This is a genomic window from Streptomyces albidochromogenes, from assembly GCF_005981925.1.
GTDB classification, from domain to species: domain Bacteria; phylum Actinomycetota; class Actinomycetes; order Streptomycetales; family Streptomycetaceae; genus Streptomyces; species Streptomyces albidochromogenes.
In genome coordinates this window covers 23,810-36,858 of record NZ_VBVX01000028.1, presented here as the reverse complement: position 1 = coordinate 36,858, position 13,049 = coordinate 23,810, and the positions used below count along the sequence as shown (strand labels likewise).

15 protein-coding genes are annotated in these 13,049 nt (G+C 71.8%); 7 read left to right on the top strand and 8 right to left on the bottom strand.

The features are described from left to right. The first annotated feature begins 32 nt into the window (after window positions 1–32). Window positions 33–875 (top strand): DMT family transporter, encoded by an 843-nt coding sequence (locus E2E34_RS06275; RefSeq protein ID WP_138900919.1) that lies wholly within the window; start codon window positions 33–35, stop codon window positions 873–875. Here E2E34_RS06275 and E2E34_RS06270 read toward each other — a convergent pair. Continuing rightward, window positions 853–1,968 (bottom strand): magnesium and cobalt transport protein CorA, encoded by a 1,116-nt coding sequence (locus tag E2E34_RS06270; RefSeq protein WP_138900913.1) that lies wholly within the window; start codon window positions 1,966–1,968, stop codon window positions 853–855. The genes E2E34_RS06275 and E2E34_RS06270 overlap by 23 nt on opposite strands. Before the next feature lie 462 nt (window positions 1,969–2,430). On the opposite strand from E2E34_RS06270, the gene E2E34_RS06265 reads away from it, so the two are divergent. The 4 genes from E2E34_RS06265 (at window position 2,431) to E2E34_RS06250 (ending at window position 5,539) form a co-directional block, all read left to right on the top strand. Next, window positions 2,431–3,015 carry a suppressor of fused domain protein gene (locus tag E2E34_RS06265; RefSeq protein WP_138900912.1) on the top strand — a complete coding sequence of 195 codons (585 nt, stop codon included), beginning with the start codon at window positions 2,431–2,433 and terminating at the stop codon, window positions 3,013–3,015. Window positions 3,016–3,264: 249 nt separating this feature from the next. Beyond that, window positions 3,265–3,903, top strand: coding sequence for a DUF6758 family protein (locus E2E34_RS06260; protein WP_138900911.1), 639 nt, complete (start codon window positions 3,265–3,267; stop codon window positions 3,901–3,903). A gap of 100 nt (window positions 3,904–4,003) precedes the next feature. Further along, window positions 4,004–4,870 (top strand): PHP domain-containing protein, encoded by an 867-nt coding sequence (locus E2E34_RS06255; protein WP_138900910.1) that lies wholly within the window; start codon window positions 4,004–4,006, stop codon window positions 4,868–4,870. A gap of 63 nt (window positions 4,871–4,933) precedes the next feature. After that, window positions 4,934–5,539 carry a MarC family protein gene (locus E2E34_RS06250; protein ID WP_138900909.1) on the top strand — a complete coding sequence of 202 codons (606 nt, stop codon included), beginning with the start codon at window positions 4,934–4,936 and terminating at the stop codon, window positions 5,537–5,539. Between the two features lie 101 nt (window positions 5,540–5,640). Here the strand turns inward: E2E34_RS06250 and E2E34_RS35310 are convergent, their stop codons facing one another. Beyond that, window positions 5,641–5,793 carry a DUF8834 family protein gene (locus E2E34_RS35310; RefSeq protein ID WP_093799180.1) on the bottom strand — a complete coding sequence of 51 codons (153 nt, stop codon included), beginning with the start codon at window positions 5,791–5,793 and terminating at the stop codon, window positions 5,641–5,643. A 202-nt stretch (window positions 5,794–5,995) separates the two neighbouring features. Between E2E34_RS35310 and E2E34_RS06245 the strand changes: the two genes are divergently transcribed. Next, window positions 5,996–6,913, top strand: coding sequence for an NYN domain-containing protein (locus tag E2E34_RS06245; protein ID WP_138900908.1), 918 nt, complete (start codon window positions 5,996–5,998; stop codon window positions 6,911–6,913). Between the two features lie 12 nt (window positions 6,914–6,925). On the opposite strand, the gene E2E34_RS06240 is transcribed toward E2E34_RS06245, so the two are convergent. Beyond that, window positions 6,926–7,765 carry an alpha/beta fold hydrolase gene (locus E2E34_RS06240; protein WP_138900907.1) on the bottom strand — a complete coding sequence of 280 codons (840 nt, stop codon included), beginning with the start codon at window positions 7,763–7,765 and terminating at the stop codon, window positions 6,926–6,928. An 84-nt stretch (window positions 7,766–7,849) separates the two neighbouring features. Then, a complete protein-coding gene (locus E2E34_RS06235) occupies window positions 7,850–9,931 on the bottom strand; it encodes a DEAD/DEAH box helicase (protein ID WP_138900918.1) in 2,082 nt (693 codons plus the stop codon). A gap of 279 nt (window positions 9,932–10,210) precedes the next feature. Between E2E34_RS06235 and E2E34_RS06230 the strand changes: the two genes are divergently transcribed. Continuing rightward, window positions 10,211–10,951, top strand: a complete 741-nt coding sequence (locus E2E34_RS06230) for a ferritin-like fold-containing protein (protein WP_069930471.1) — start codon at window positions 10,211–10,213, stop codon at window positions 10,949–10,951. A gap of 16 nt (window positions 10,952–10,967) precedes the next feature. On the opposite strand, the gene E2E34_RS06225 is transcribed toward E2E34_RS06230, so the two are convergent. The 4 genes from E2E34_RS06225 to E2E34_RS06210 all read right to left on the bottom strand — a co-directional run bounded on the left by E2E34_RS06225 (window position 10,968) and on the right by E2E34_RS06210 (window position 12,961). Beyond that, window positions 10,968–11,234 carry a hypothetical protein gene (locus E2E34_RS06225; protein WP_138900917.1) on the bottom strand — a complete coding sequence of 89 codons (267 nt, stop codon included), beginning with the start codon at window positions 11,232–11,234 and terminating at the stop codon, window positions 10,968–10,970. A 257-nt stretch (window positions 11,235–11,491) separates the two neighbouring features. Then, entirely contained in the window at window positions 11,492–11,719 is a 228-nt protein-coding gene (locus E2E34_RS06220) for a DUF3107 domain-containing protein (protein ID WP_189715631.1), read from the bottom strand. A gap of 179 nt (window positions 11,720–11,898) precedes the next feature. Continuing rightward, the gene (locus tag E2E34_RS06215; protein WP_069930470.1) at window positions 11,899–12,537 is read right to left on the bottom strand and encodes a TetR/AcrR family transcriptional regulator; all 639 of its coding nucleotides are present in this window, start codon (window positions 12,535–12,537) and stop codon (window positions 11,899–11,901) included. A 196-nt stretch (window positions 12,538–12,733) separates the two neighbouring features. Continuing rightward, complete coding sequence (locus E2E34_RS06210; RefSeq protein WP_138900905.1) at window positions 12,734–12,961, bottom strand: hypothetical protein; 228 nt, start codon at window positions 12,959–12,961, stop codon at window positions 12,734–12,736. Between the last annotated feature and the right edge of the window lie 88 nt (window positions 12,962–13,049).

Here is a 13,049-nt window from a genome sequence, read left to right as displayed (position 1 = left end):
GCCTCCCCGCCGCGCCCCGCGTCGATCTCGTCCTGCTCGGCGTCGCCGTCGCCAGCGTGTCGTTCTCCGCGCCGCTCATCGCGGCCACCGCCGCCCCCGCGCTCGCCATCGCGTTCTGGCGCAACGCCATGGCGGTCGGCGTCCTGAGCCCGGTCGTGCTGCTCAAGCATCGCGCCGCACTGCGCGGCATCGGCCGCAGGCCGCTGCTGCTCGCCGTCGCCGCAGGCGCGCTGCTCGCCCTGCACTTCGGGCTCTGGCTGCCCAGCCTGCGCATGACGTCCGTGGCGTCCTCGACCGCGCTGTGCACCACCACCCCGATCTGGACGACGATCCTGCTGCGGATGCGCGGCCACCGGCCGCCGCGCATGGTGTGGGCCGGCACCCTGCTCGCCGTCGTCGGCGTCGTCATCCTGACCGGCGTCGACATGACGCTGTCCCCGCGCGCCCTCGCGGGCGACGCCCTCGCGCTGGGCGGCGGCATCGCGGCCGCGGGCTACGTCCTGCTCGGGGCCGAGGTGCGGCGGACGGTGAGCACCACGGCGTACACCTACGTCTGCTACTCCACGACCGCCCTGATCCTGCTGGTCACCTGCCTGGTGGCGGGCGCCGACCTCGGCGGGTACAGCGCCACCACCTGGCTCCAGCTGGCCGCGCTCACCGCCGCCGCCCAGCTCCTCGGCCACTCCCTGCTCAACCGCGTCGTGAGCACCCTGGGCCCCTCCGTCACCTCGACGGCGATCCTCCTGGAGACCCCGGGCGCCGCCCTGATCGCCGCGCTCTGGCTCGGCCAGCAGCCGCCGACGGCCGCCTACCCGGCGCTGGCGGTGATCCTGGCCGGCCTCGCGCTCGTGGTCAGAGCCAGCCGTTCCGCTTGAGGGTGCGGTGGATGCTGACACAGACGACGACGATGGAGCCGAGGACGAGCGGATAGCCGTACCGCCAGTGCAGCTCCGGCATGTGGTCGAAGTTCATGCCGTAGACCCCGCAGATCATCGTCGGTACGGCCACGATCGCCGCCCAGGACGTGATCTTGCGCATGTCCTCGTTCTGGGCGACCGTCGCCTGCGCCAGGTTGGCCTGGAGGATCGAGTTCAGCAGCTCGTCGAAACCGACGACCTCCTCGTGCACCCGCGCGAGGTGGTCGGCGACGTCCCGGAAGTACTTCTGGATGTCCGGGTCGATCAGCCGCATCGGCCGCTCGCTGAGCTGCTGCATCGGCCGCAGCAGCGGTGCGACCGCCCGCTTGAACTCCAGGACCTCCCGCTTGAGCTGGTAGATCCGGCCCGCGTCCGAGCCGCGCGGACTGCCTTTGGCCGGCGCCGAGAAGACGTCGATCTCGACCTCGTCGATGTCGTCCTGTACGGCCGCCGCCACCGCGATGTACCCGTCGACGACATGGTCGGCGATCGAGTGCAGCACCGCCGAGGGCCCCTTGGCGAGCAGCTCCGGATCGTCCTGCAGCCGGTGGCGCAGCGCGCGCAGCGAGCCCTTGCCGCCGTGCCGCACGGTGATGACGAAGTCCTTGCCGGTGAAGCACATCACCTCGCCGGTCTCCACGACCTCGCTGGTGGCGGTCAGTTCGGTGTGCTCGACGTAGTGGATCGTCTTGAAGACGGTGAACAGGGTGTCGTCGTACCGCTCCAGCTTGGGCCGCTGGTGTGCGTGGACGGCGTCCTCCACGGCCAGCGGGTGCAGCCCGAACTCGGCCGCGATACCGGCGAATTCCTCCTCGGTCGGCTCGTGCAGACCGATCCAGGCGAAGCCGCCGCCCTCCCGGACGCGGACCATCGCCTCGTGCGGGGTGAGGCATTCGGCGTTCTTCACCCGGCGCCCGTCGCGGTAGACGGCGCAGTCCACGACCGCGCTGCTCGCGGACGGGTCTCGGGTGGTGTCGTAACCGCTGTACACGGCGCTGCTCTTGCGCAGGGACGGACGGACCGCTGCGCGCAGGTCACGGATCATCGACATGGCGGGGCTCCTTCACGGAGAAGCCGTCTGCGAGGCATGGCGCTGCCCGGAATGGAGACGTGCGGGCCACGGCGTCGGGGCGGCCGTACGTCGGCAAAGCGGGCGGCACCGCAAAGACGCGGTGACGGCGTTCGCTCAGACACGGATCAGGCAAAAACGAAGTGCTCTTCCGTCGTGCGAAATGCCGTGAGCCCCATGGGTTTCACCGGCTGGCGACCGGGTACGAAGGGGCTCAGGCCCCGGGGAACACTGACGGTGCGGAAGAGCGGTTGGTACTGCCGGGACGACTTCGATCCACCGCAGCCCCACCTCCTCCGGCCGGTCCCCCGTGGGGGATGACGTGATGTCGGGACTCGAAAGCCACGCTTCTGCGTGCTGCCCTGACCAGCGGCCAAGACTATCAGCCCACTGTTGTGTCAAGTCCCTCCCTTGCCCCTTCCCCACGCGACTTATGCTCGCCGCATGGGAGATGTTCTTGCGCTGGTCGAAGCCCGTCTGCGTACGACGCTGGGCGAACCGGACGCGCGCGCCGCTGTCACGTTCCTCGGTACGGACCGCATGGAGGTACTGCGTTTCGTCGACGGCGACGTCATCCGCTACGCCACCCTCGGCATGTCGGCCCAGCCGATGGCCGACCCGACGGCCGTCCTGGCCGATCCGGTGAAGGGCCCGCGCGCCGAGCTGGTCCTGTCGGTACGGGCCGGGCTCGCCGACACCGACAAGGTGCTGCGCCCGCTCGCGGTCCTGGCGGCGTCTCCGCAGGTCGAGGGTGTGATCGTGGCCCCCGGCGCGTCCCTGGACCTCGGGGAGCCGCTGTGGCCGGGGGCGCCCTTCAGCTCCGTACTGGTCGCTGAGTCCGGTGGCCTGGTCGAGGACCTGGAGCTGGACGCCCCGATGGACCCGGTGCGCTTCCTGCCGCTGCTGCCGATGACGCCGAACGAGGCGGCGTGGAAGCGGGTCAAGGGAGCGCAGGAACTCCAGGAGCGCTGGCTGTCGCACGGCACGGACCTGCGCGACCCGCTGCGCGCGTCCGTGCCGCTCGACTGACCCGTGCGGCCGCTCTCCCGGCCAGGGCCGGGACCGGATCCCCGGAGCGGTGGACCGGTGGGGTACGCCGCGCTCCGATGGCGGCGGCCCCGGCGGCGACCACGAGCGGGTGTGCGGCTCGGTCCACTCACCGCCGCCGTGCGGTGGGCCAATGAATGCAGAGTGCATCTACATTTCCCGGGCAAGGGCACGCTCCGGACGGGTGATCGTCCTTGACGCGGGGACGGCCGGGGAGGACCGTTGGGGCCTATGAGGGGCGAACCCAGTTGCCCGAAGTGCGGTGGCCGGGTCAGGGCGCCCGGTCTCTTTGCCGACTCCTGGCAGTGCGATGTGCACGGGACGGTGCACCCGCTGCAGCCCGTGGTGCCACCCAGCGTCGAGGCGCTCACGGTGGCCGTGAAACGCGCCAAGGTCCCGGTGTGGATGCCCTGGCCGCTCCCGGTCGGCTGGCTGTTCACAGGGGTGACCTGCGCGGGTGACGACCGCAGTGGCTCGCGGGCCACCGTCGTCGCCTGCTCGGGACCCGGACCGCTCGGCGGCCTCGGCGAGATGCTGCTCGTCGCGGAGGAGCTGGGCGTCGGTCTCGGCGCGCGGTACGCCGGCGTGCAGGGCCCGGACCCCGGGGCGTACATGAGCATGGACAAGCCGCCGCAGGCCAAGCTGATGGCGGCCGGCCGGCCCACGCCGCTGTGGCATCTGTCCGGAGTCCCCGACGACCGCGCCGTCTTCGCCGGCGAGGCGTGCGGACTGTGGCTGTGGGCCGTCGTCTGGCCGGAGCAGTCGGGGCTGATGATGTACGACGAGCTGATACTGACCGATCTTCGCGACGCTGGCGCGGAGGTGGACCTCGTACCGTGCGGGGCGCTGTCGCCGAGGCTGCTGGCCTGACCGGGGCCGCCGGGACCGGCACGGGCGGACCGGGGGGTGTTCGATTCCCGGCTATCCTTGACCGGTCCCCCCGTCCCGCCGAGCCCCGGAGTCCCGCGTCGTGCGCATCGACCTGCACACCCACTCCACGGCTTCGGACGGCACGGACAGCCCCGCCGAGCTGGTGCGCAACGCGGCGGCGGCCGGACTCGACGTCGTGGCGCTGACCGATCACGACTCCACGCGCGGCCACGCCGAGGCGATCGCCGCGCTCCCGGACGGGCTGACGCTCGTCACCGGCGCCGAGCTCTCCTGCCGTCTCGACGGCATCGGGCTGCACATGCTGGCGTACCTCTTCGACCCCGACGAGCCCGAGCTGTCGCGCGAGCGCGAGCTGGTGCGCGACGACCGCGTGCCCCGTGCCCGGGCGATGGTCGGCAAGCTGCGGGAGCTGGGCGTCCCGGTCGAGTGGGACCAGGTGGCCCGTATCGCCGGGGACGGCTCGGTCGGCCGCCCGCACATCGCGTCCGCGCTGGTGGAGCTCGGCGTCGTGGAGAGCGTCTCCGACGCCTTCACTCCCGAGTGGCTGGCCAACGGCGGCCGCGCGTACGTCGACAAGCACGAGCTCGACCCGTTCGACGCGATCCGCCTCGTCAAGGCGGCCGGCGGCGTCACCGTCTTCGCGCACCCCGGCGCCGCCAAGCGCGGCGACATCGTCCCCGAGAGCGCGATAGCGGCGCTCGCGGCGGCGGGCCTCGACGGCATCGAGGTCGACCACATGGACCACGACGAGCAGACCCGCGCGCGCCTGCGCGGCCTCGCCGCCAACCTCGGGCTGCTGGTCACCGGGTCCAGCGACTACCACGGCAGCCGCAAGACCGTACGGCTCGGCGAGTTCACCACGGATCCCGAGATCTACGGCGAGATCACGCGGCGCGCGACCGGTGCGTTCCCCGTGCCGGGCGCGGGCGGAAGCCGCCGCCCGTAACCGCGCCTGCTGTCGCGGCCCCTCGTCTCCCTCGTAAGACCCCTCTTCTCGCAAGGCCTCACTGTGCTCGACTTCGCTGTCTTCGGATCCCTCTTTCTCACGCTTTTTGTGATTATGGACCCCCCTGGGATCACCCCGATCTTCCTCGCCCTCACCTCGGGCCGGCCTGCCAAGGTGCAGCGCAGGATGGCCTGGCAGGCCGTCGCCGTCGCCTTCGGCGTGATCGCCGTCTTCGGCGTGCTGGGCCAGCAGATCCTCGACTACCTGCACGTGTCCGTTCCCGCGCTGATGATCGCGGGCGGCCTGCTGCTGCTCCTGATCGCGCTCGACCTCCTGACCGGCAAGACCGACGAGCCGACGCAGACCAAGGACGTCAACGTCGCCCTCGTGCCGCTGGGCATGCCGCTGCTCGCCGGCCCCGGTGCGATCGTCTCCGTCATCCTCGCCGTCCAGCACGCCGGGAGCGTCAAGAGCCAGGTCTCGGTCTGGGCGGCGATCGTCGCGATGCACGTGGTGCTGTGGCTGACCATGCGCTACTCGCTGGTGATCATCCGCGTGATCAAGGACGGCGGCGTGGTGCTGGTGACGCGTCTCGCGGGCATGATGCTGTCCGCGATCGCGGTGCAGCAGATCATCAACGGCGTCACCCAGGTGATCCAGGGCAGCTGACCCCGGACCCCGGGGCGGGTCGGCCCGGCCCCGGACGCACGAGCGCCCCCGTACACGCGTACGGGGGCGCTTCTCACCTCAAAACAAACCACTACAGAGTGTTATGAAGCCGAGGTCTCGGCCGGGCGGATGTAGATGCGCTGGCCGACGGAGGCGGCCTGCTGCACGATCCGGTTGACGGAGGCGGCGTCCACGACGGTGCTGTCGACGGCCGAACCGTCGACGTCGTCCAGGCGCATGATTTCGAAGCGCAAGGCTTCTCCCTTCGTCTGATCCTCCTGCTGGAGAACTGTGTACGGGAACGCGAGGCTGGGCGCCTCGCGTTCTCTACTGATGACAACTGTCTGCCCACCCCAGTCATTCCCTACGCTAAAGAAAATTTTCGTCACTCTAAATACCGGCCGGTAGGCCCACCGGTTGTGCCCGCTCGCTCACGCCACGGACAATGAGAGCCGTATGGACGACGCACAGCCTTCGGGCCCCACCGAACTCGCCAGGGTCACCGCCCGCCTGGAACGCACCAACGAGCTGCTCCAGCGCATGCTGGTCGAGGTGGCGAAGACCCCTTCCACGCACGCGATCTTCGTCGACGCCGGGTACGTCTACGCGGCGGCCGGGCTGCTCGTGACCGGGACCGAGGACCGCAGGTCCTTCGACCTCGACGCGGAAGGGATCATCGAGGCCTTCATCGACAAGGCCCGCACGATCTTCGCGGACAGCAGGCTGCTGCGGGTCTACTGGTACGACGGAGCCAGGCGCCGCATCCACACCACCGAGCAGCAGTCGATCGCCGAGCTGCCCGACGTCAAGGTGCGCCTGGGCAACCTCAACGCCAACAACCAGCAGAAGGGCGTCGACTCCCTGATCCGTACGGACCTCGAATCGCTCGCTCGGCACCGCGCGATCAGCGACGCGGCCCTGGTGGGCGGCGACGAGGACCTCGTCTCGGCGGTCGAGGCGGCCCAGGGGTACGGCGCGCGGGTCCACCTGTGGGGCATCGAGGCGGGGGAGGGGCGCAACCAGGCGGAGCCGCTCCTGTGGGAGGTCGACAGCCAGCGCACGTTCGACCTCGACTTCTGCAAGCCGTACGTCACGCGCCGCCCGGTGACGACGTACGAGAACGAGGGCGCGCCGCGGCCGACCCGCGAGGACGTCCGGTTCATCGGCGCGCAGATCGCGGCGGCGTGGATCGGGGCGCGCGGCCGTGATTCACTGGCGGATCTGCTGCCGGGCCACCCGTACCTGCCCGGGTCCGTGGACCAGGAGCTCCTGGTGGAGGCGGAGCGGCTGCTCCAGCGCTCCCTGCGCGGGCACGCGGACCTGCGGCGGGCGCTGCGGGACGGCTTCTGGCAGCACCTTCAGGCCCAGTACTAGGCCGCCCCGGCGCTAGAGGGAGTCCCAGAACCCCGCCAGCGCCTTCGCGGTCTCCTCGGGCCGGTCGGTGTTGGGCGAGTGCTCGGCCCCCTCGATCACCGACCGGTACGCGCCGAGCCGCTCGGCCATGTCGTCGATCAGCGGCACCGGCCAGGTGTCGTCCGAGGCTCCCGACACCACGTGCACCGGGAGCCCCACGGCCGCGAGGGCGGCCACCCGGTCCGGCTCGCCGGTCAACTGCCGTCCCGTCGCGATGAGCTGGGCGGGATTGTGGCGCAGCCAGCGGGCGCGCAGGGCGGTGCCGTCGAGGTCGGCGTCCTCCGGCGGGTCCAGCGCCCGCATGGCTTCCCAGACCTGATCCATCGTCATGGTTTCGAGCGCCTGCGTCAGCAGTGCGATCTTCTGCTGCTGGGCCGCCGACACCTCGGCGGGACCCGAGGACATGAGGGTCAGCGAAGCGAACGGCGAGGCGTCGCGCAGCACGGCGGCGCGGGCGATCTGGCCGCCGAGCGAGTGCCCGACGAGATGTACGGGCCGGCCGGCGGCCTCCGCCTGGGCGAGCACGTCCAGCCCCAACTCGGCCTGGGCGTAGCCCAGTTCGTCAGCGGGACCCTCGGACTCGTACTGGCCGCGCCCGTCGACCGCGACGGCCCGGTAGCCCGCCTCCGCGAGGGGCACCAGCATCGCGATGAAGTCTTCCTTGCTGCCGGTGTATCCCGGCAGGAGCAGCGCGGTTCCTCTGGGCTCGGCGTGCCGGGGCCCGGCTTCGAGCGCGGCGAACACGCCGCGCGAGGTGCGCAGCGGGAGCGCGCGGGTGCCGGGGGGCGGAGTGAACGTGGGCGGCCTGCTCATGCGACGAGGCTAACGCGTCGATGGCCCGGCCCCCGCGAACGGGGACCGGGCCATCGGACGGTCTGCTCAGCCGTGCGGCGCCGCTCAGCTCTCCGACTGGGCGGCGGCGCGGGTGCGGCGGCGCGGGGCCTTGGCCGGTGCGGCCTCCGCCTCGGCGGTCGCGGGTGCCTCGGTGGCGGCCTCGGCCGTCTTGGCGGTGCGCGTACGGCGGCGGGGGGCCTTCGGGGCCTCCGCCTCCGTCGCGGGCGCGGGGACCTGGACCTCGGCGGTGTCCACGGCAGCGGCGGCGCGGGTGCGGCGACGCGGTGCCTTGGGGGCCTCGGCCTCCGTCGCCGGGGCGGGTACCGCGGCCTCCACCGTCTCGACGGCGGCCACGGCGCGGGTGCGGCGGCGCGGCGCCTTGGCCGGTGCGGCCTCGGCCTCGGCGGTCGCCGGCGCCTCGGTGACGGCCTCGGCCGTCTTGGCGGTGCGCGTACGGCGGCGGGGAGCCTTCGGGGCCTGCGCCTCGGGCTCCGCGGCGGGCGCGGGGACCGGAGCCTCCACCGTCTCCACGACGGCCTCGGCCGAGCGGGTGCGACGACGGCGGCGCGGCGTGCGCGGCTCGGCAGGAGCCTCGGCGGTCGCCGTGGCCGCGGGGGCCTGCGACACCGCCGTCGCCTCGTCGGCCGGCACCGGCGTGCCGTTGCGGGTGCGGCGACGCTGACGCGGCGTACGCGGGGCGCGCTCCTCGACGACCGCGGGAGCGGCGGCGGCCGGCGCGGACCTGCGGCCGCGGCCACCCGTCTCGCCGAGGTCCTCCACCTCTTCCGCGCGCAGACCGGCGCGGTTCCGGTCGGCCCGGGGCAGTATGCCCTTGGTGCCGGCGGGGATGCTCAGGATCTCGTACAGGTGGGCCGACGTGGAGTACGTCTCCTCCGGCTCGTCGAACGGCAGGTCCAGCGCCTTGTTGATGAGCTTCCAGCGCGGGATGTCGTCCCAGTCGACCAGCGTGACGGCGATGCCCTTGGCGCCCGCGCGGCCGGTGCGGCCGACGCGGTGCAGGTACGTCTTCTCGTCCTCGGGCGACTGGTAGTTGATGACGTGCGTCACACCTTCGACGTCGATGCCGCGCGCGGCGACGTCGGTGCAGACCAGCACGTCGACCTTGCCGTTGCGGAACGCCCGCAGCGCCTGCTCGCGCGCGCCCTGGCCGAGGTCGCCGTGTACCGCGCCGGAGGCGAAGCCGCGCTTCTCCAGCTGCTCGGCGATGTCGGCGGCGGTGCGCTTCGTACGGCAGAAGATCATCGCGAGTCCGCGGCCGTCGGCCTGGAGGATGCGGGAGACGAGCTCCGGCTTGTCCATGTTGTGCGCGCGGAAGACGTGCTGCGTGATGTTCGCGACGGTCGCGCCCTCGTCGTCGGGCGACGTGGCGCTGATGTGCGTCGGCTGTGACATGTACCGGCGGGCCAGGCCGATGACCGCGCCCGGCATGGTCGCCGAGAACAGCATCGTCTGGCGCTTCGGCGGCAGCATCTTCATGATCTTCTCGACGTCGGGCAGGAAGCCCAGGTCGAGCATCTCGTCGGCCTCGTCGAGGACGAGCGAGCGCACATGGGAGAGGTCGAGCTTCTTCTGGCCCGCGAGGTCCAGCAGCCGCCCGGGGGTGCCCACGACGATGTCGACGCCCTTCTTGAGCGCCTCGACCTGCGGCTCGTACGCACGGCCGCCGTAGATGGCGAGCACGCGGACGTTGCGCACCTTGCCGGCGGTCAGCAGGTCGTTGGTGACCTGCTGGCACAGCTCACGGGTGGGGACGACGACGAGCGCCTGCGGGGCCTCGGTCAGCTTCTCGGGCGCCGCCCGGCCGGCCTCGACGTCCGCGGGGACGGTCACGCGCTCCAGCAGCGGCAGGCCGAAACCGAGCGTCTTGCCGGTGCCGGTCTTGGCCTGGCCGATGACGTCGCTGCCGGAAAGCGCGACGGGGAGCGTCATCTCCTGGATGGGAAAGGGGGACATGATGCCGACGGCCTCAAGGGCCTCGGCGGTCTCGGAAAGGATCCCGAGGTCTCGGAACGTAGTCAGGGTGCTGCCTCTTCTGTGAGACGCGACCCGAGGCGAACGATGGGGGTCGTACCGTGCCTGGTTCTCTTCCGGCCGGAAATACGGGCCGGGGGCGCGGGACCACATGCCGTCGCTCAAGCGCTCATGTCGCTGAGGGGGCCCCTCATCTTGCGGTCGTACGCCTTGGTACGCCCCGCGTGGAGGGCTGTCGGGTCGGAGCCGATCGGGCCACCGACCGGGCATCCTCATTCAATTGCGCCGCGAAATGCCCTGGGCACTCTGCTAGCACTTTACCACTGTACCCCGGAATCGCGCAGGTGTGTCGGTACGATTTACCGGATCGGGGGGAGGCCGGGGGCTGACCAGGCCCTTACGCCCCCGGAAGGGCGGGCTATTGTGCCGTTCATGGAGACGCCTGACAACGCCACTGCACCCGAAGAGACACCCCGGACCGGTATCGCGGCCCAGGACTGGGCCACGGCGTCCACCGAGCCGAACTACCACGCCGCGGTCGTGGACCTGCTGGGCGCGCTCGCGTACGGCGAGCTGGCCGCCTTCGAGCGCCTCGCCGAGGACGCCAAGCTGGCCCCGACGCTGGCCGACAAGGCCGAGCTGGCGAAGATGGCGTCGGCGGAGTTCCACCACTTCGAGCGGCTGCGGGACCGGCTGACCGCGATCGACGAGGAGCCGACGGCGGCCATGGAGCCCTTCGCCAAGGCGCTCGACGACTTCCACCGCCAGACCGCGCCGTCCGACTGGCTGGAGGGCCTGGTCAAGGCGTACGTCGGCGACTCGATCGCCAGCGACTTCTACCGCGAGGTCGCGGAGCGGCTCGACTCCGACACCCGGGCGCTGGTGCTCGCCGTGCTCGACGACACGGGTCACGGGAACTTCGCCGTGGAGAAGGTGCGCGCCGCGATCGAGGCCGACCCGCGCTGCGGCGGCCGGCTCGCGCTGTGGGCACGCAGGCTGATGGGCGAGGCGCTCTCGCAGGCCCAGCGGGTGGTGGCCGACCGTGACGCCCTGTCCACGATGCTCGTGGGCGGCGTCGCCGACGGCTTCGATCTGGCCGAGGTCGGCCGGATGTTCTCGCGGATCACCGAGGCGCACACCAAGCGCATGGCCGCGCTCGGCCTGGCGGCGTAACGCCGACAAGCGGACGCTACGCCGCCGCCGAACGGCGGATGCGGCCCCTGGGGCGGATGAGGAGCGAGAGCAGAACCGCTCCCACCGCCACCGCGCCGATCAGCGTCGCCACGACATGACCCGGGCCGAGTGCGGAGTGGGTGACGTACGCACCGAACAGGGACCCGAGCGGCCCCGCGGCCAGCACGACGCGCCGCGAGGGCAGCCGGTCGGCGAGCCGGTGGACAGCCGCCCAGGCGAGGGCGAAGCCGAGGGCTAGGGAGCCGAGAGCTTCCAGCAGGATCACGTGGGTTCCTCCCGTGCGGCCAGGGTGCGAATGGGTCGTAGCCCGTACTACCCCCGCCTCGCGGAAGGCAACCCTCCACCGGCCCGCCGAACAGGTCCGCGCCCCACGTCCGCGCACGTCGAAGGCCGGGGCCGCGGGCGTCCGCGCCGCCCCCGCGCGCACAGACGGAACCGGCCCGGTGGGAAGTCCCACCGGGCCGGTTCCGTCTGCGGTGATGCTGTGCGGTGCCGCTGATGCCGCCCCGCGTCCGACGCCTACAGCGCGCCGAAGCCCACCCTGCGCGTCGCCGGCTCGCCGATCTCCACGTAGGCGATCCGGTCGGCGGGAACGAGGACCGTACGGCCCTTGTCGTCCTTGAGGCTGAGCAGCTGCGCCTTGCCGGCCAGCGCGTCGGACACCGCGCGCTCGACCTCCTCGGCGGACTGCCCGCTCTCCAGAACGATCTCCCGGGGCGCGTGCTGCACGCCGATCTTGACCTCCACGGCTATGTCCCTCCGACGGTCAGTGCTGCGGTGCGCGGTCGTCGCGCCGTACGCAGCACACATTAGCCCGGTGAGGGGACACGGAACGCTCCGACGCCGCACGCCAGAAGCGAACACGGATCGGGAACACGCCCCGGCCGCGTCCCGCGGCGGACCGTTTCAGGCCCGCGCCGGCCGCCTCAGTGCTCGCTGCCGTGCAGCGGGAAGCCCGCGATGCCGCGCCAGGCGAGCGACGTCAGGAGCTGCACCGCGGTGTCGCGCGGGATCGTGCTGCCGCTGGAGAGCCAGTAGCGGGCGACCACCTGCGACACCCCGCCGAGTCCGACGGCGAGCAGCATCGACTCGTCCTTGGACAGACCGGTGTCCTCCGCGATGACCTCACTGATCGCCTCGGCGCACTGGAGCGACACCCGGTCGACCCGCTCGCGCACCGCCGGCTCGTTGGTCAGGTCCGACTCGAAGACCAGGCGGAACGCCCCGCCCTCGTCCTGGACGTACGCGAAATAGGCATCCATCGTCGCGGCCACGCGCAGCTTGTTGTCCGTGGTCGAGGCGAGGGCGGTTCGCACCGCCTGGAGCAGCGACTCGCAGTGCTGGTCCAGGAGGGCCAGGTACAGCTCGAGCTTTCCCGGGAAGTGCTGGTACAGGACCGGCTTGCTCACACCGGCGCGCTCGGCGATGTCGTCCATCGCCGCCGAGTGGTACCCCTGCGCGACAAAGACCTCCTGCGCCGCGCCCAGAAGTTGATTGCGTCGGGCTCGGCGGGGCAGGCGTGTGCCGCGTGGGCGTGCCGCCTCTGTCTGCTCGGTGGCTGTCACGCCGCCTCCCATGTCTTTCAGTGTCGCGGCCTTTCAACAGCACGGCCGTTCCGTGCGCCGTGTGCGCCGCGCCCGCCATCGTACTTTTGGGTAATGCGGGAGCGCGCGGTGCGGACGGAGAATTTCACGGACCGGACGGCCGGGGAAGGCCGATCACGTGCCGATCGGTCGCCGGACGGGGCTTCGCACGGTCCCGTCAGCGGTAGTCGTCCTCGTCGACGGTGACCACACGGGCCTGCTCGGCGGCGTCCCCGTCCGCCGCCTCCCCGGTGTCGATGCCGGTCGGACGGTCGTCGTGCGACTGCTGCCACTCCGTGCGCTGCTCCGCCGCGTCCGCCTCCGAGGCGTCGTCGGCGAGCACGTCGGAGTCCTCGGGGGTCTCCTCTTCGGTGAAGCTCTCGGGGTCGGTCGGATCGACGGACATGCGGGGCCGCCTTTCGGGAGGAAACGGGGGCGGTCGCGTACCCCCTTTGCTCCGAGGGTAGATCTGTGACGGCGAACACACGATTCAG

Excerpts from the sequence above, each read along its gene's own strand:
- E2E34_RS06270 (WP_138900913.1), bottom strand. The coding sequence starts at position 1,968 with ATGTCGATGATCCGTGACCTGCGCGCAGCGGTCCGTCCGTCCCTGCGC.
- E2E34_RS06265 (WP_138900912.1), top strand. The coding sequence starts at position 2,431 with ATGGGAGATGTTCTTGCGCTGGTCGAAGCCCGTCTGCGTACGACGCTG.
- E2E34_RS06260 (WP_138900911.1), top strand. The coding sequence starts at position 3,265 with ATGAGGGGCGAACCCAGTTGCCCGAAGTGCGGTGGCCGGGTCAGGGCG.
- E2E34_RS06245 (WP_138900908.1), top strand. The coding sequence starts at position 5,996 with ATGGACGACGCACAGCCTTCGGGCCCCACCGAACTCGCCAGGGTCACC.
- E2E34_RS06240 (WP_138900907.1), bottom strand. The coding sequence starts at position 7,765 with ATGAGCAGGCCGCCCACGTTCACTCCGCCCCCCGGCACCCGCGCGCTC.
- E2E34_RS06235 (WP_138900918.1), bottom strand. The coding sequence starts at position 9,931 with ATGTGGTCCCGCGCCCCCGGCCCGTATTTCCGGCCGGAAGAGAACCAG.
- E2E34_RS06230 (WP_069930471.1), top strand. The coding sequence starts at position 10,211 with ATGGAGACGCCTGACAACGCCACTGCACCCGAAGAGACACCCCGGACC.
- E2E34_RS06210 (WP_138900905.1), bottom strand. The coding sequence starts at position 12,961 with ATGTCCGTCGATCCGACCGACCCCGAGAGCTTCACCGAAGAGGAGACC.